The following is a 17,997-nucleotide window of genomic DNA, read 5'->3' on the forward strand; positions in this document are numbered from 1 at the left end:
CAATGACTTTGAAAAAATGGAAAGAAAAGAGAAAGCAGAAACAACAAGCCAAACGAACGCAGGATTTAATCCCCATCAAAACGTTGTATCATCAAGCTATTCTGACAAAGAATCAAAATTTGATTGCAGGGATTCGAGTTGGAACTATGAATTTGGAATTAATGGGGGAAGAAGAAAAAATAGAATTGCTAGAGGATTTTGGGGCGATTGTGTCGAGCATACCGTGTAAGTTTCAAATTGAAGTGTTAGCAGAACCTGTTGATTTATCGGATTACGTTGAAGATCAAAAACAAAAGATAGAAGAAGAATCGAATGCAAACCGTCAATTATTAAGAAGGGGATATGTGTCTTACTTAGAAACATCCTCACAAGTCCAGAATACCTTAAAAAAAGCGCATTACCTACTTTTGAGTGCAGAAGTAAGAGAAGACGAGGGAAGCATCCGAGACGGGCTAGAAACGCTCTTAGAACGTACAGAAATGATACGGGAGAATCTTACGGATCTTTCAGAAGATGGATTAGAATGTCACATTCTAAATGCAAATGAAATCGTCCAAATGCTTCAAGTTCATTTTAACAACTATCAAGCACGTATTAATCGCTTTAAGGAAGTATCTCCACCCTATATTACGATTTCAGATGCCAAAGAAAAGCAAAGAACAAGAGGGGAGAATAGGGAATGTTCAAATTAAAAGGAAAAAAGAAAAAAGAAGAACAAACATTTCAGCGCTTCTCTGTAGCAGATCAGATTGCACCAGCTATATTCGAGGAGGAAAAGGATTATATCCAAGTAGGAGATGCATATGAAAGGGTACTTTGTATAACAGATTATCCGTCTGTAAGCTCCATTGGTTTCTTATCAAAATTATATAGGCTAGAGGGTAATATTTCTTTTACCTATCATGTAGAGCCGACTTCTTCGGCAAATATGATTAAAGATTTTAGTAATTCGATTGAAGAGTTAGAGTCAAGGTTACTTTCAGGTAAGTTAAATCCAGAGATGCGAAAACGAGCAGAACAAGAATTAGAAAGTGCGAATAATATGCTTGAGGATTTAGTAGCGAATGATACAGGCGGAATGCTTTTGGTTCATTTCTTAATTCGGCTTCATGCGGAGAGTTTGGAACAGCTTAAGAAGTTAACGGATAAGGTAAATAATGCATTTTCTGCTCGTAATCTGTTTGCCTATGTTCCAAACTCTCGTATGCAAGATGCGTTTGAATCGTGCCTGCCTATTTTAGAAAATAAGGTGGGAGAATATACAAGGAGAAATATGGATACAAAAGCATTTTCGACTTTTTTTCCTTTTGATGAAACAGAATTGTTTTCCAAACGTGGGATTGCAATGGGGAAAAATATGAAAACAAAATCGCTCATTGTCGTAAATAAATGGGAACTATCAAATAGAAATGGGATTATTTTGGGGCAATCGGGCTATGGAAAAACGACGACGAAGCACATGTTGATGTTAAGAGATTTTATGGAAGGTATTCGTATTTTTAACCTGGATCCAGAGGGAGAGGATACTGAATTAGTTCAAAAATTAGGTGGGCAAGTGATTGAACTATCGAATACCACCGATACAATTATTAATCCGTTACAAGTGTTTTATGAACGGGATGCGAAGAAGAAAGGAAATCCACTACTTGAGCATTTAGAACGCGTAAAGGTCTTTTTTAAGATTATGCGTCCGTCTATGACCATTGATGAATTAGCGGTACTAGATGCCTACCTTGTGGAATTATATGAATCAGAGCCTTTTAACATTACATTTGATACAAACTTTGAACAGAAACAAGCGCATGAGTTTCCTATTTTAGCAGATTTATATGAGCTACTGATGAAAAAGTTAGAAGAAGGAGATGACACATTAAAACTATTCTCCTATGTACTGAAACAGTATGTTTCAGGTGCGAATAATCGTATTTTTAATGAGCCTACGAACGTAGATTTAGACAACCAATTGATTTCGTTTGATATTTCAAGACTTGGTGTGGGTTCAGCATTACAGTTATGTGCAATGTTTAATGCTACATCGTTTCTATGGGATGAGATCACCAAAACAAAGGGAAGAAAAACGTTATTTTTAGATGAATTACATGTATTCGCAGACCCCCATAATCCACAAAGTATGGAATTTATTTATCAAATTTGGAAGCGGATTCGAAAGTATGGTGGAAGCGTTTGGGGCGCAACACAACAAGTGGAAGAATTACTTCGGGCTAGTGATGGGAAAAAGAATTATGGTGGAGCTGTAATTGAAAATAGTTTAATGAAAATGTTTTTGCCACTAGCCGAGAAATCTATCCATGATTTGATGACAAAAGCGCATATTAAGTTTTCGGATAATGAAAGACGTATTTTAAAACCTCGTAAGAAGAATAAGGGAGAAGGGATTTTTATATATGCTGATAAACGTGTACACCTTCAAATTGAACCAACAGAGGTTGAATGGGAACTCATGGGAGGAAAGCCGAAAGAGGGTGAAGCTATATGAGTATAAAGGAGAAACCACTTGCCGATTCTCGGAAGACATTTTGGTTGTCAGTCGGAATGATTTTCAGTTTCTGTCTATTGATTGATTATGTAGTAGCATTTGGTCTTCGTATGATTGACTTTTTATTAGAGCATAAAGACGAATTGATGGACCTACCAGATGGTACAGCGAAAGACCTTGCTATTACGTATCTTACGAGTCCTATTGAGACGATATCCTTTGCAATCGGACTAGAACTTTATCAATATGCGCAATTGATTCTTCTTGGAATCTTTGGCTATGCAACATTCCAAACATGGAGAAAGCTAAAACCTCATACGATGGAAGATGCGAGCCAATATGGTGGTTTAGGAAGTGCTTCACTTTCAAGTGAAGAAGAAATATTTGATGGAAAGAATATTACGGATGATAGGAATCAAGAAGGAACTGTTTTAGCAATCTATAACGATAAAATGATGATTCATAAACCAGAAAGTAAACTAAATCGAAATGTATTCATTGGCGGTGGTTCGGGTTCAGGGAAAACACAGTGTTATATCCTTCCGAACATTGTAAATACAACAGAAAAATCGATTGTTGTGTCGGACCCGAAGGGGGAATTGTATGAACTGACATCTCGTGAGAAGCGAAAACAGGGGTATGAAGTATACTTAATCAATTTTTCTAACATGGCTTTATCAGATATGTATAACTCGATTGATTATGTTGGTTTAGATCAAGATGCTGAAAAGTTCGCAACAACGCTTGTATTAGGGGGAGAGGAAGGACAACAATCAGGAGATACTTTCTGGAAAGAGCAAGCTATCTCCTTAATTACAGCAGGCATTTTATATGTGAGAGAAAATCTACCGAAAGAACAACATTCTATGCCAAGTGTGTACACGTTATTGACAGAACCTTCAGAAAAAGAGTTGAAAAAAATGTTTGCAAAGTTGGCTGAAGATTCTTCGGCTAGAATGGCATTCGGAGTAGTTAAAAATGCTACAGAAAAAACATGGGCAGGAATTGTGAGTAACGCAGCCGCCGCTATGAAACTTTGGAAATTAAAGTCCGTTCGTAATTTTTCAAAATATAGTAGCTTTCAATTAGCGGATATTGGGAAGAGAAAAATCGCTTTGTATGTTGTGATTCCAGTGGCAGACCGTACCTATAGAGCGTTAATCAATACATTTTTTGCACAGCTTTTTCAAGAGCTATATGCGTATGCAGATACAAATCATAACAGATTAGATGTACCAGTTCGGTTCTTACTAGATGAGTTTGCGAATATCGGGAAAATACCTGATTTTGCGGAACGGCTTTCTACGACACGTTCGTATGGAATTGAAGTGTCAGTGATTGTACAAAGTATTGGGCAGTTAATGGATCGATATGGAGAAAAACAGACAGATGAGATTATTGCCAATTGTGATACTGCCATCTTCCTTGGAACGAATGCACTTGATACAGCAAAATATTTCTCGGAACGGCTCGGTGTTACAACAAAACGCCTTCGAAATGATAGTCAAACACCTGGGGAGTTAGATAGTAATCAACATTCTTACACGTATGTACAGAGACCGTTAAAAACACCAGATGAACTTTTGAATCAGATGGATGAAAACGAATGCTATGTATTTCAACGAGGGAAATTACCGATACATGCAGAGAAAGCATGGGCGTATCAGTGGTTTAAAGAGCAAGCAGGAGAAAAAGCAGAGTTGGGTTGGCATTTAAAAGAAGAACGACCAGAACCTATAACATTAGAGGAAGAAAAGCTAGAACCGATTTCAGTATCAGAAGAATCTTTGGAAGGCGAAGAACAAGCGAACGAACAAAACGAGGACAATAAACAGGAGGAATCATCACTAGAATTTCCTATCACGATTCAAAGAGAGTTATGGGGAGATATGGTGGTACAGCCTACGAATTGTATGAACAAAAATGGACGTATACATACTTCGTATACAGTGATCTTGGAAGATGAGGAAGAAGAAGCGATTAAGTTGTTAGTTGCAAAAAATACAGCTTTTGAAATGACCGATATAGAAACGTCTGTTACGTATGAGTTAACAGAAACGGAAACAGATATTCATATACAGTTAACAGAATCTATTCAGCAAACGTCGTTTGTTTTGATATACAAAGAAAAAAAGAGTGAGTTTTCTCCGTTCGAACATCAAGAAGAGAAAGAAGCACAAAGAAGGAAAGAGAAAAAAGAGAAAGTGGAGGTGGAAACATGATTATTGTTTTTGGAGACGGAACGGTAGAGGAAACAGCAACAGAATACGTGTATCGGTTTTCCAAAGCAAAATTAAAGCAAGAAAATTCGTTTGACCAAATGAAGCATAAGCAACCGTATGTATTGTCTTGTACATTTGCGGATATTGTACGGGGAGATGTGATACTACGCTATGAAAAAGAACCGAATTTGTTATCTCTTACCCATGTGCAACAAGAAAATGAAGCATTGAAACGGAAAATAGCTTCTCATCTTATACACATTTTTGAAACACATCAACAAACGATGCTCCTTCCCATTCCCGAAAATATTTTTTACACCAAGACAGGTGATGTGAAGTTTATGTATCATGCAATGGATCACATGCCAGTGACGGGATTCAATCGTAAGGATATGTTATCACATGCCAAGCGGTTATTTGCTTTCATGTTTTCAGGGGAGTCATTTGAAGCATATATGCTTCAGCAAATAGAGATAACAGACCCTTTCATACAAAAAGTCTATCAAGCTATGACATGGGAAGCATTGCAAGAACTGGTCAAAGAACCAGAGGAAACGGGAAAAAAACAAAAAAAGAGAAAGAGAACTTGGTCATTCGCACCATTCTCTTCCCCTCTTTCCACCAAAATATGTGTCGCAGCGTTGACACTATCGGTTTCCTGTAACTTGTATTTTATCACAAAAGATAGTATTCAACCAGCTATGGTGAATGCAAAATATGATGAGCAGACAGAAAAACAAGCCAAACAGATACAAAAAATAGAACAAGAGAAAACAAAGTTAAAAACAAAATTACAAAACAAGGAAGCTGAACTAAAAGAAATTGTGGGTCAATTAAAAATCGTGATTGAAGAAAACAAAAAATTACAACAAAAACAAGCAGTCGTGCCTCCGGCACAATAAAGAGCGAAGGAGCGAAATAGTATGTGGCAAGCGGTAAAAGATTTCTTTCAAGTCGCAACGAATCCGATTGAAGCTTTTTCCAGATGGATCGTGGAGTTATCTATTCAACTTTTAAACTTTTTCTTAGGTTCGATTGTCAGTGTTACGAAAATTGATACGGAATATCAAAATGTACAGGTGATACAAGATTTGTTTTCTTGGATTCGATTCCTAGTATATGCCTTGGTTGGCACAATTGTGATTCACCAATTGTTTAAACAATATCTAGCAATCTCAACAGGTTCGATTCAAAGGAGAACGACCTCACAGATTATGGGGGATATCGGAAAATTTGCTTATCGCCTTCTTATGTTACCGTTATTTTTAGACATTGTGATCAAAATTAATTCGTTTTGGGTGAGTTTCATTTCAGGGAAAGGATTAGTGGTAGATGAATTTGTGAAATTCTTAGGATTAAATCAAGCCAAAGGCGAAAAATCAGTTAGTGAAATTGTGTTAGGGAATGTAGCAAAAATTTATCAATTGCAGACAGCAGGAACAGTGGTATTTGTGACTATCTTCTTTTTAGTATTACTCGCCATCTTATTTGTCATGATGTACATTCAAATGATTATGCGGTTAGGACAGATTGTCTTTTGTTATGTGTTAATTCCCTTTGTAGCGTTATCCGCTTTAAATGAGGAGATGGATATGTATTCAACGTGGTGGAGAGAAACCATTGCGATTGTCGGGACAGCAATGGCACAAGTAAGTTTTTTATATCTTGGAATCAATTGTATGCTATCAGGTCACGCCATTTTAGGAACAGGTATTTTAATAGGAGTCGTGACAACACCAGCAGTCTTACAAAAGTTTGTGTATTCTACAGGCGTAGCAAGTGGTGCAGGAAGTATGATGAAGTTTGTTACACGTCAAATGATTATGAAAAGGAGATGATAAAACGTGTATATCAAAGCAACCGTAACCGTTGTACGAAATTGGAAGCCCATACTGATTGGCATACTGGTTTTGTTTAGTCTATTCATCTGTTTGATGTGGGGAGGGGGCAGTAAGCCTCAAACACCAATGGGAGGAGCAGGAGTAGGAACAGCAACTGTTCCGCCAGAAGTGATGAAATGGGAACCACTTGTAAGAAAATATGCACAAGAGTTTGGGGTAGAAGCCTATGTACCTTTGATGCTTAGTCTAATTATGCAGGAGAGTGGCGGCAGAGAGCTCGATGTCATGCAGTCAGCAGAGGGGGCATTTAATACTAGATATCCGAAAATTCAGAACGGTATTACTGATCCAGATTACAGTATTTGGTGCGGTGTTCAAGAGTTTAAACATTCTATTACAATAGCAAATGTACAAAGCCCCTCTGATATAAATAGGATTAAATTAGCCTTGCAAACATATAATTTCGGACCAGGATTTTTAAATTTTATAAACCGTAATGGTGGGGAATATACGCTTGAATTGGCAAAACAATTTGCCTTAGAACACAATGGAGGAAGAACGGAATGTGGATTCAGAAGTCCATTTTGTTACGGCGATTTTAGCTATGTTGAAAAAGTTTTAAAGTACTATCAAACTAGTGAAATTGCTGGTGGTGGAGCTGTTGGGGATGAATTTTTTCAAAAAGTTATGGCTGAAGCTATAAAGTATAAAGGCTATAAATATGTATTTGGTGGAGCTAGTCCAACTACAAGTTTTGATTGTAGTGGTTTAACTCAATGGACATTTCGAACAGCAGGTGTACAGCTAGATCGAACGGCACAAATGCAGTGGAATCAAACAAAACGTATTTCTGCTGAAGAAGCAAAGCCAGGAGATTTAGTTTTCTTTCACTCTACTTATAATTCGGGAACATACATTACACATGTAGGTATTTACCAAGGAAATATGCAAATGTATCACGCAGGTGATCCACTTGATTATGCAGATTTAAATAAACCTTATTGGCAGCAACATCTAGCAGGATTTGGCCGAGTTCAATAACCATAAGAAAGGATGAGTATATATGAGACGTATCATAGTAATTGTTGTTTTATCTCTAGGTATGGTGGTGTCAATGGGGTATGGGTGGAAGCAAAAAGGGGAGGTGAAAGAATATGAGACGAAATATAAACAGGTTTTGAAAGAGAATACAAGGTTACAAGACAGAGTACATGCAAAAGAGAACAATGAGGAAACGAAAGTAAAAAAAGATACAGAAGCATTTTTACGGGCATTCTTTACGTATGATACATCGAAAGGTGAGCAAGGTTGGGCGAAAATAGATTCTTATACAACAGAAACAGCAAGGGGCAAGTTAAAGCCAGCAGGTGAACAACAAAAGCCGCAAAAAACACCTCCAGAAACAACAATTGTCTCTAATATAAAAGATGTAAAGTTATACTACACAGCAATGAATAACGGGGAAAAGGCAAATGTTTTCTCTCGTTTGTGGATCAATACTACTGTAAACGGTATAACGAGTACGTCACAAATGGTATTGGACATCCAAATGGTATATAGTGCTGAATCGAAAAAATGGATTGTGGGGGATATCAGTATTCAACAGCCTTTAGGTGAAGAGGGATATATCAATTAATTAATTTATATAAAAGGAGTGGTTTTGTATGGAAACGAAGAATCATCGAGATTGGAATCTTTTATTGGACTTACATTTACAGGGTGAGAAAAAAATTCAAGTATTGAATTTCGTGATGGAACGATTGGATGCAAAAAACCAATTGCATATGACACAGAAGGAAATAGCGGAACAGACAAATGTTTCAGAACGAACAGTGAGCGATACCATGAAGGCGTTACAAGAATCCGATTTTCTTCAAAGGGTTCAATCGGGTGTATATCAAGTGAATCCTACGTTTGAATACGAAGGTCAAATTCCAAAAGAGACAGGGTTAGAAGTTGAAATAGGGGCATTACGTGACAATTTACAAACGGTCACAGTGAAAAATGTATTAAATGAGAGCATGAAACAGGTACAGCAGATGATAGAAAAGGATTTGGATCATCCAAATGGTACAAAACTGACCAAAGAGGACGTGAAGGAGTTATTAGATCAACATGTGAAGAGCTTAGAACAAACACTTCATCAATACTATGAACAGAAAGAGAAAGGCGTTTCTTGGAAAGAATCACTTCATACGTTAAAAGAGAATGTAAAGCAAAGTTACCAAACATTTAAAGAAGCATTTGTACAAAAGGTAAAACAAAACGTACAAACGGTAAAAGATGCACCTGGGCAAGTCAAACAGTATGCGAAAAATAAATTGATTGATGGTGTTGTTCGGGTGAACAATCTTATCATTGCAAAGGGTCAAGAACTGAATCAAAAAATGGAAATGGCTAGACCGAATCAGGAGAAAACGCTTGTTGTAGAGGAAAAGGATAGTCAGAAGGAAGTTGTCCATGAAAAGGAACGAATTTTAGAAGAAGAAGTGGTACAAGAGCAAACTGTCAAAGAAACAGAGAATTTAATGCCTGATTTGGCCCAACGTATAGAAGAAAATCCATCTGTTGAAAATCCAGTACAAAAGGATTTTCAATCAATCGTAACAGAACAATTTCAAAAACACCCTGAAGCGACAATGGAAGCGTTACGGGAATATATTGTGGAACACCATCCTCATATTCACCGCATAGAACAAGTGAATGCGGAAGAGTTTGTCACAAAAGTAGAAAAAGTATCTCATATTTTACTGGTAAATCAACAAGCCAAGATTGTAGATCAGAAAGAAGAGTTGGCAGTCATAGCAGAAGATGTAAAAGATGAAAAGAAAGTAGAAAAGTTTTCAGAATTGGTGAAGGAAAAACAAGAGGAAATTGTGATGGAAGAAGAGGTTACGGTGAGTTTAGAAAGATAAGTGACTGAAAATAAAATAGAACCCTACGCCATTATTTCTTTGTAGGGTTCTCATATTTCTTTACTAAATCACTAATAGCTTCGTCTAGTAATTTAGATTTATTAATGCGTGTTGTTTCTGTTAATTGTTGGAATTTTTCGTTTATCTGCTTATCAAGTGTGCTAGAGAAACGATCTCTAGTTTTTAAGTCCGATGTTTTCATTTGTAATCACCTCTACATCTTATTATATCGAGTAGTAAAAGTTAATGCAATGTAAATAAACTTAATTAAGGTTATCGAAACTTAATTAAGTTCGGTGTAGAATAAGAGTATCATCAAACGAAAGGTAGCGTGGTAATCGTGAACTGTCCATACTGTGCAACTCCGATACAGGTTGATAAAGATGGTATCGTACAAGAAATTTGTGAATTCTGTGGTGGTTGTATTCGAGAACAACAAACAGGTGTGTTACAGCTTTGTCAGAATGGTGAGCGTTTTGAGTTTACAAAGATGCAACAACATATCTTCTTAGAACACATCAATCAGTCTGTAGAAGAGCTGAAACAGTATCATACGTACGATTTGTATTTGTTGCTAAAGGAAGTACGAGAAGCACGGAGTCAAACATTTACAGGGCTAAGGATATTAAATAAAGCTTTGAATGATGATGCGCAATTTAAAGATACAGCTGATGAAGTAGGGAATGATTATGAGTATTACACAAGAAAAGCGTGGGTTATTGAAAATATTCTCTTAGAACGTCAGGGATTCTTTCCAGAAAAAATTACAGCTCGAGTTCTTCAATATATGTGGGAGCAAATTAAAAAATCGAAGAAAAAGCCTATGAAGATATCAAAGGTTCAGCGCCAATACAGAGGAGAAGCCTACTTATAAGGTTGTTTAATGATGAATTACAAATTCATAATCCAAAAGGAGAGAAGAAAAAATGAAAAAAACGAGAGAAATATATGTATGTAAAAGATGTGGGCTTGTTTGCGAGTCAGCGGAATGTTATGTATGTGATGCAATTTCAGCTCGAAGAATGCCGGTGGAAATTGATAAAGAATCAATGGTGCAAGTTGTTAGAGAAACACTTAATCAATCAGGAAAAGAGCAATTCGAAGTCATGTTAAGCTCATTTTTAGATGCGCCATGTAACTTAGCAGTAATAGATATGGATAAAGAAACTATTCTCGAAGACCTTCATAAATTTGATTTTGTCTTTAATGATATTCCAGCAGTTAAATATAAAGGAGTTTTAAGAAAATGTTTAGGACTTGGACTATTAGACCCTTATAAAACAGTAGAAGGAGAGCAAGTAACAGGGTTATTTATTTTCACGGAATAGGCTTGTTTACCAAGTTGAAATATTGGAAGAGAGGAGAATTTGTTGTGGAGGAAATCATATATAAGAATCCTTTTAAAGAAAGCTTTTATATGAAGTCTGACGATGTATGGTCTGGGGAAACGGTTCATCTGGTTCATTGTAAGAATTGTAATCAATTTTCCCGAGCGTTCATTCGAGTATTTCGGGAGAAACATAAATATTATTGCTCGATTTGTAAAAAAAGAACAAATCGGAAGTATGAACGGGCAACGTATATCAGTCCTATTTATTCAAAGGTTTTTGATGATGAACATAAGATTACATATAGTTGTGCTTTCTATCATCACCTTTTGAAGTTTGATTTCGAGAAAAAGAAAATGAGAAAAATGTCAGTGGTTTATAGATACAATATCACTCACAATAAGCAAACGAAACAAACATATTTGATTCGAAAAAGTCAGAATCCCAAGAAGAATCGGATTGCGAATATCACATTTGGAGCATGTTCATTTCAATGGAATCTCTTATCCGAACATTTACAGTATATAGAACAAACGGAAGCTTATCAGTCCTTGTTGCAGACGATCTTGCCAACATGGTTTTCAGAATACTCCAAGATCAGCGTGATGCATTTTCCCATTCTGTTAAGATATCCGCAATTGATGTTGTTACCGATAGAATTAACGGAATACTCACACTTTAGGTTTCAGTTAAGAGATAATAAACAAAAAAGGGCACAATTACCTCAATTACCATACAAACAAACCGAACTTATGAAATGGTTAGTGGATAAGAAACTAGCAAAAAAAGAGCAGAAAATCTTATTTGAAAATCCCCATTTGTTGGTGCTATATAAACATCTTTTACATCTATTTGATAATGCAGATGTAAAACAATATATGTTAGAAAAGCTAGCAGGAATCCCTGATTTAAAACGTTTTGATTTTCATTACCTTCCGATTGAACATTTATTCGGGCAACTAAATCCAAATTATCTACATGAATTTGGACGTATCAAAAGGCATTTCATAAGTGAAAAAATGTTTGCAAAGGCAATCATAAAACAGGTGGAAACCAGTCGAGACTATATATTTGAATATATGCGAGATATTGTACGGATGATGGAAGTTATAAAGGAAGAGCTACCTACGTATGAAGTGCCAAAACTTTATGATTTAGAAAAGTTACACGATGTACTGGCAAGTGATATGAACAAATTAGAGTACGAATATGAGGAAATACCGTATTCAAAAGAAGAAATATTGAAATTGGAAACAGAAACAAAAGGCCATCGTTTTCTGTTAGCAACGAGCAACCATCATTTAATAGAAGTTGGGACGCGATTAAACATATGTGTAGGTTCATATGCACAAGAAGCAATCGATAAGGAATTATATATTGTTTTAATGGAAGACAAAAAACAAGAAAAAGTTACACATTGCTTAGAATTTCATTGTAAGGGCAGACGATGGTCTTTGGTGCAAGCGAAGGGAAAATATAATGATGCTCCATCAGAAGAAATCAGTAGAATCCTGATTGATTATTGTACAGAAAGAAACATACAGATTGCTACTCATGATATTGATTTTGAAACCGTTTTAGGAATGACAAGTTAAACTTTAGAAAATGTATGTAAACTAAATTATGAAGAGGGTGAATCATGATGAAACAAGAACAGTTGAAGGAATATATAGAAGTGCAAGAAAGAAAAGAGATCGTATACAGAATTTATCATAAGTTGAGTTTAGTACACGATGAAGAAGCGATATATGTATCAGCTCACCATTCAGAAGAAATAGTTCGGAAACTATTACAACACATTGAGGGAATTGTGCTGAAAATGAAAAGTAAGCGAGTGAAAGATAATTGGTTCATAGGCTCACCTCTGGAAAATGTATTGTGCAAGTATTTTGGGTTTACTGCCCATACAAAAAAATGGGATAGAAAATATGTTGAAATTGAACTGTATCACAATTGGGAAGGTCTTGATTTGGAACATGTTCAAGAGCAGAGTTGGTTTTATGTTGGAAATTTAGACAAAATAATTGAGCAAGAAATGCTATTGGAACAAGAACAGAATGAAAAGTTTTTGGAGAAAGCAAAATCACTTATGATGATTCCTTATGGAGATAAAAATTCAGTAGAGGAAGAACTGAAAAATTATAATTTACACGAGTTGAAACGTTTACGTGATTACATTCATATTACTTTCGAAAACTTAGAAAATAGTCTAGGAAGAATATGTATTGAGGAATGGAATGCAGACCCTGCAAATTTTTATGGGGAATACTATACAGATGGATATGGGGAAATAGATCAGTAATATGAAGAACTCTTGCCCGTGAGAATAAGGTTCTTAGGGATGAAAGTTCTAACAATATAGAAAGGAGCTAGTTAAATGGTGAATTTAAATTTTGAATTGAAAAATCTTGAGAAAGAAGATTCTGGAATGCAAGAAAAAATAAAAGCCAGTGAAAATTGGAGAGAAGCTGGAAATGAACTACCTTGGCTATTCTGTCCTAACTGTCACTTAATGAAGTGTAATTGTGATTTGTATGTAGGGGTTGTATGTACACGTAATTTTATTGTTGAAACTTATATGATTGATGATTCGATTGTTGATAAAACCCTATTTACAAAAAATACGGTGTATAAAGCCAGATTTAAAGATGGCATATATTATACAAGGGATAATTATGGGACGATACACAGATTCTTTGAAGATTTTTATTCCTATTTTTCAGAAGTGCTATTGGAAAATGAAATGAAGCAATTAATAGAAAATGATACAGATATATATGCCTATCAAAAACGTACTTTATCAGCAGGTGAGTGCATTTATACGGTTTCCCTCATTAAAAATGGTCTCATCCAGATTGAACCATTATCTACAGGGAAAATAGTTGCAGAATCTAATCAATTAGAAGCGGAAGTATGGATGATTAATGTAGGGACATTTGAAAATGATCCAATAACACAAGCGTTACAATTGGAGAACCGTATTCCTCCTAAAAAAATATTTCTTAAAAATGGGAGTGTTTCTGGAGTTGTTTTACATCTGAATGAAAAAGATGTTGCGGTTGAATATCGAGCAGAAGCACATAACAGTATAACGATAAAGGAAGAAGATGCTTTAGCATTGCCTTTATTTACTGAATGCAAAGATAAAAGAGTACCATCTCGGAAGTTGAGAGAGAATGAACGCGAATTTTATTATTTGTTAAAAACGGTTATTCGTAACATAGAAACAAATTTTAGGAAATGGACAGAAAATCAAAATTCCGAAAGCATTATCAAAAAGAAACAAGAGTTAGAATTAAGTTTTGCGAAAACGACAGGTGTTTATTACAATTTTTATCAAATTTGAATTTTATTAAGAGAGGATGCTATGTAATGAAGCAAAATTTTCGAGACTTTCGAGAGCAAGCCTGTATTAATATCATATTCACTACATTATTCACTGCGATTTACGTTATGGTTATGTTTTTCTTTCCAGAGTTACCTAATACTTTCAAGGTTTATATCTTCTTACCGCTCTATCTTCTTATAATGCTTACACTCCTTGTAAACAGTCTAGTCCTTGCAAAAAAAAGTTAAAAATCACTTGGGAAAAACTAAAAAGGCGTTATTTTGTAGAGTCATATTAAATGAAAATAAAATAAGGGGGAATTTAGCGTGAAAGTTATACTATGTGAAAAACCGCAACAAATGAAAAGTTATTCGGAAGCATTCCAAAGTGCCAAACGAGAAGGGACACATATTACGGTGAAGGACAAAGAAATCTTTGGAGACGAAGAAGTCGTCATGATTTCGGCACTGGGTCATCTCATCGAATTATGTAACCCTGATGAGTATAAAGAAGAATGGAAAAACTGGAGTATGGATCAACTACCAATGATTCCAGAGAAATTCAAAATGAAGGTATCAAAAGAAAAAAAATCTATCTTCCAAAATGCCAAACAATGGTTGCAAAAAGCGGATGAAATTATTATCGCAACTGACCCTGCTAGAGCTGGGGAAGCCATTGCCAAAAATATTATTATCATGGCTGGCGTTAATCATAAACCCCAAAAACGTTTTTGGGTAAAAAGTATGACACATGAAGCAGTTCGAAAAGGATTTCAAAATTTACGGGATGCTGAAGAAACACATAGTTATTATTTAGAGGAACAGGCTCGTTCTGTGAGCGACTGGATTATTGGCATGAATGCTTCACGCTTGTTTACCCTGTTATTCCGAGAGCAGAAAGGTGTCAAAGAAGTATTTAGTGCAGGAAGGGTACAATCATCCTTGTTACATTTGATTCGTCAACGAGAGAAGGAACAAGAGAGTTTTAAGGCGCAAGCATTCTATGAAATTCATGGGCATTTCCAAGCAAATGGAACACTTTATGTGGGGAAGCTTCTTCAAGACAATAATATTATGAAACTTCATTCAAAAGAAGAAGCACAAGGGAAGTTGCAACAATTGCTACAGCATACAGCACGAATACACAAGGTGACAGTAGAACAAAAATCTAAGCAAGCTCCTAAGTTGCATAACTTATCGAGTTTACAAGCAAAGCTGAATAAGAAGTATAAGCTGTCTCCTAAAGTTGTACTAGAGACAGCTCAGAGTTTGTATGATAAAAGGATGCTTTCGTATCCCCGAACAGAATATCAGCATATTCCCGTAGCGGAAGCGGAACAATTGCCAAGTATTCTAGAAAAGTTAGCGAATATCACGGACTATCAAACTTTAATTGAACAGAAAGAAAGAGACACGATTGTAGATCAAAAAGCATACGTGAACGATGAAAAATGCGGTGATCATTATGCGCTTATTCCAACTAATCAAGTGCCAAACATAGAGACATTATCAAAAGAGGAAATGTGGCTCTATGATGAAGTGGTACGCAGTGTTATAGCAACCTTCTATCAACCTATGACCTATAATCAAACGGATCTCTTTACGGAAGTGAATACAGCACTCTTCAAGTCCACAGGGAAACAAATCACATATCTAGGCTGGCAAGTTGTGTTTGGAAAAGAAGAAAAGGAAGAGAAACAGGATCAAAAGGAACAAACCCTTCCAATTGTAGAACAAGGGCAATCTGTAGCTATAAAAGAAATTAAGCTATATGAAGGGAAAACGCAACCGCCTAAATTATATACAGAAGGACAACTGATTACATTGATGGCAAAACATGATATTGGCAGCGAAGCAACGAGATCAGGAATTATAGAGAGAATAAAGTCCCTTTCATACATTAAAATTGCAAAGAACACCGTAAACGTTACGAATAAAGGGAAAATGATGGTGGAAGCCATTAAGGATACCGCAATCGGCTCACCCGAATTAACCGCAAAATGGGAAGTCTACTTGAAGGGAATTGGTGAAGGAAAGAAAAATGATAAGCCTTTTGTAGAAACCTCTAAAAAGTTAGCACACAAATTAATTACTGAAGCAAAAGACCAAGTAAACTCATGGGCGATAAATGAATTTTTGGGGGATAAAAAGTCAGAACATCATATAGGAGTATGTCCGTCTTGTGGAAAGCCTGTTGTAGACAAGAAAACAATATATGGTTGCACGGGGTACGTTAAGGACGATAAAAACAGTTGTAAATTTTCTGTTTCGAAAGAATTTTTAGGACAGAAAATTAGCGAAGGTAATATGGTGAAGTTGTTAGAGGGTAAGAAAACGAACTTGATTAAAGGATTAAAAGGGAAATCGGAAAAGGAATTTGACGCCTATCTCAAATTAGTAGATGCAAAGATTCAGTTTGTATTTCCAAAAAAGAAGCAAACAGTTAAATCAAATTAACCAATTTGTTAGAATAAATATAGAGGTAACATAACACATTATAGAAATAGAGGAGAGATTTAATGAAATCAACAGGAATGACAAGAAAAGTAGATGAATTAGGCCGGGTTGTGCTTCCAATTGAGTTAAGACGTACTTTGGGGATAGCAGAAAAAGATCCACTGGAGATTTTTGTGGAAGACGAGAAAATTGTTTTGAAGAAATACGAATCTCACCATGCTTGTATGATAACTGGAGACATTTCAGCGAAAAATTTTTCTTTAGCAAATGGAAAAATTATTCTTAGTCCAGAAGGCGCAGATCATATAATAAAAGAACTACAGCAATATCTTGTTAAATAGCAAATTATTAAGCAAAGACTCTACTTAATTAGTAGGGTCTTTTTTGTCGAAAAGTAATTGAAGGAAATGACAAAATAGACTTGTAAGTCTATTGTATTCGTGAGATAATAGACTTGTAAGGATAACTAATAACGAAAGGGGAAATGAAAGCATGGAAGCAATTATTGAAAGTGCTGTTGAAACAGCGAAAAAAATTAGAAAGGAGTTAAAAAAAGCATTTCCGGGGATCAAATTTTCTGTTCGTTCTAGTAGTTATAGTGGAGGTTCTTCAGTAGATGTAAATTGGAAAGATGGCCCAATGAGAAAAGAGGTTGAACAAATAACCGAAAAATTCAATTCTTGCTCTTTTGATGGTATGCAAGATATGAAAATAACAACCGGTTATGAATATCAAGGAAAGATATATAATGGTGCTGATTATATATTTGCCAATCGAAGCTTATCGGAAGAATACAAAAAGCAAATTCAGGAATTTGCAAAAGAAATATTTGAAGATTTCCATATAAATGATTGGACATATCAACAAAAAATGCTACAAGCGGAAGAACATATGAAAGGATTGGATAGTGATACTTCAGTAGAAATAAAGGAAGAGCCACAAGAAGAAGTAAAGCTTGCTGAAGTTGTGAGCTTTCATCAAAGAAAAAAAGAAAAAGAAATCAATAAGCTAACTTCAGAGCAGAAATTTAAGCTTCTCGCAATGCAAGTAATGTGCAATATATCTGAAGAAGATTTGGAAGGGATTTTTGAAAGGGGATTGTCAGTGGACCAACTGTTCACAGGAGTAGCAAATAGGTACTTTAAAAACGAAAAAGCCATCCGCAGCTAAACAGATGACTTGTAGAAGGGAATCTGATCCATTCCCTTCTCCTATTATACCACACATAAGGGAGAGAAAAATACATGGGATATAAGATAACAAAAGATAACATTCACACTTCACCAGAAGAGAAAAAATGGTCATTGGTTGGAAAGGAAGTAGATTATAATCAAGGAATGCATCGTTTTCGTGTCCTTGATGATGATAAAAATGTATATTTCAGTGGTGTAAGTGATGATGATTCAGATT

General features: G+C 35.6%; 17 protein-coding genes. 16 read left to right on the top strand and 1 reads right to left on the bottom strand.

Annotated features, from left to right (window positions below; translation table 11 throughout):
- Nucleotides 1-2: 2 nt before the first annotated feature.
- Genes LOK41_RS21265 through LOK41_RS21300 form a run of 8 tightly spaced genes read left to right on the top strand, consistent with a single transcriptional unit; the run spans nt 3 to nt 9,475 of the window.
- Nucleotides 3-692 (top strand): hypothetical protein, encoded by a 690-nt coding sequence (locus LOK41_RS21265; RefSeq protein ID WP_241818166.1) that lies wholly within the window; start codon nt 3-5, stop codon nt 690-692.
- Nucleotides 680-2,497, top strand: a complete 1,818-nt coding sequence (locus LOK41_RS21270; protein WP_241818167.1) for a VirB4 family type IV secretion system protein — start codon at nt 680-682, stop codon at nt 2,495-2,497. The genes LOK41_RS21265 and LOK41_RS21270 overlap by 13 nt, the downstream gene beginning before the upstream one ends.
- The gene (locus LOK41_RS21275) at nt 2,494-4,719 is read left to right on the top strand and encodes a VirD4-like conjugal transfer protein, CD1115 family (RefSeq protein ID WP_241818168.1); all 2,226 of its coding nucleotides are present in this window, start codon (nt 2,494-2,496) and stop codon (nt 4,717-4,719) included. The genes LOK41_RS21270 and LOK41_RS21275 overlap by 4 nt, the downstream gene beginning before the upstream one ends.
- Entirely contained in the window at nt 4,716-5,621 is a 906-nt protein-coding gene (locus LOK41_RS21280; protein WP_241818169.1) for a hypothetical protein, read from the top strand. Before LOK41_RS21275 ends, LOK41_RS21280 begins: the two co-directional genes overlap by 4 nt.
- Nucleotides 5,622-5,642: 21 nt before the next feature.
- Nucleotides 5,643-6,557 (top strand): conjugal transfer protein TrbL family protein, encoded by a 915-nt coding sequence (locus LOK41_RS21285; protein WP_241818170.1) that lies wholly within the window; start codon nt 5,643-5,645, stop codon nt 6,555-6,557.
- Between the two features lie 6 nt (nt 6,558-6,563).
- Complete coding sequence (locus LOK41_RS21290) at nt 6,564-7,601, top strand: bifunctional lytic transglycosylase/C40 family peptidase (RefSeq protein WP_241818171.1); 1,038 nt, start codon at nt 6,564-6,566, stop codon at nt 7,599-7,601.
- A 22-nt stretch (nt 7,602-7,623) separates the two neighbouring features.
- On the top strand, nt 7,624-8,196 hold the full coding sequence (locus LOK41_RS21295) for a hypothetical protein (RefSeq protein ID WP_241818172.1): 573 nt from the start codon (nt 7,624-7,626) through the stop codon (nt 8,194-8,196).
- 28 nt (nt 8,197-8,224) lie between these two features.
- Nucleotides 8,225-9,475 carry a replication/maintenance protein RepL gene (locus LOK41_RS21300; protein WP_241818173.1) on the top strand — a complete coding sequence of 417 codons (1,251 nt, stop codon included), beginning with the start codon at nt 8,225-8,227 and terminating at the stop codon, nt 9,473-9,475.
- A 31-nt stretch (nt 9,476-9,506) separates the two neighbouring features.
- Here LOK41_RS21300 and LOK41_RS21305 read toward each other — a convergent pair whose 3' ends face one another.
- Complete coding sequence (locus LOK41_RS21305) at nt 9,507-9,677, bottom strand: ribbon-helix-helix domain-containing protein (protein ID WP_241818174.1); 171 nt, start codon at nt 9,675-9,677, stop codon at nt 9,507-9,509.
- 129 nt (nt 9,678-9,806) lie between these two features.
- Between LOK41_RS21305 and LOK41_RS21310 the strand changes: the two genes are divergently transcribed.
- The 8 genes from LOK41_RS21310 to LOK41_RS21345 all read left to right on the top strand — a co-directional run bounded on the left by LOK41_RS21310 (nt 9,807) and on the right by LOK41_RS21345 (nt 17,757).
- A complete protein-coding gene (locus LOK41_RS21310; RefSeq protein WP_241818175.1) occupies nt 9,807-10,349 on the top strand; it encodes a hypothetical protein in 543 nt (180 codons plus the stop codon).
- Between the two features lie 52 nt (nt 10,350-10,401).
- On the top strand, nt 10,402-10,803 hold the full coding sequence (locus LOK41_RS21315; RefSeq protein ID WP_241818176.1) for a hypothetical protein: 402 nt from the start codon (nt 10,402-10,404) through the stop codon (nt 10,801-10,803).
- Nucleotides 10,804-11,132: 329 nt separating this feature from the next.
- Complete coding sequence (locus tag LOK41_RS21320) at nt 11,133-12,398, top strand: PcfJ domain-containing protein (protein ID WP_241818177.1); 1,266 nt, start codon at nt 11,133-11,135, stop codon at nt 12,396-12,398.
- A gap of 44 nt (nt 12,399-12,442) precedes the next feature.
- Nucleotides 12,443-13,105, top strand: coding sequence for a hypothetical protein (locus LOK41_RS21325; RefSeq protein WP_241818178.1), 663 nt, complete (start codon nt 12,443-12,445; stop codon nt 13,103-13,105).
- A 75-nt stretch (nt 13,106-13,180) separates the two neighbouring features.
- Nucleotides 13,181-14,149 carry a hypothetical protein gene (locus LOK41_RS21330; protein WP_241818179.1) on the top strand — a complete coding sequence of 323 codons (969 nt, stop codon included), beginning with the start codon at nt 13,181-13,183 and terminating at the stop codon, nt 14,147-14,149.
- Nucleotides 14,150-14,457: 308 nt separating this feature from the next.
- Entirely contained in the window at nt 14,458-16,587 is a 2,130-nt protein-coding gene (locus LOK41_RS21335; RefSeq protein WP_241818180.1) for a type IA DNA topoisomerase, read from the top strand.
- Nucleotides 16,588-16,649: 62 nt separating this feature from the next.
- Nucleotides 16,650-16,928 (top strand): AbrB/MazE/SpoVT family DNA-binding domain-containing protein, encoded by a 279-nt coding sequence (locus LOK41_RS21340; protein WP_241818181.1) that lies wholly within the window; start codon nt 16,650-16,652, stop codon nt 16,926-16,928.
- A 151-nt stretch (nt 16,929-17,079) separates the two neighbouring features.
- Nucleotides 17,080-17,757: an LPD29 domain-containing protein gene (locus LOK41_RS21345; RefSeq protein ID WP_241818182.1), complete on the top strand. Its 678-nt coding sequence runs from the start codon at nt 17,080-17,082 to the stop codon at nt 17,755-17,757.
- Nucleotides 17,758-17,997 lie beyond the last annotated feature (240 nt).

The sequence above is a fragment of the Bacillus sp. TL12 genome (assembly GCF_022625245.1).
Taxonomy (GTDB): domain Bacteria; phylum Bacillota; class Bacilli; order Bacillales; family Bacillaceae_G; genus Bacillus_A.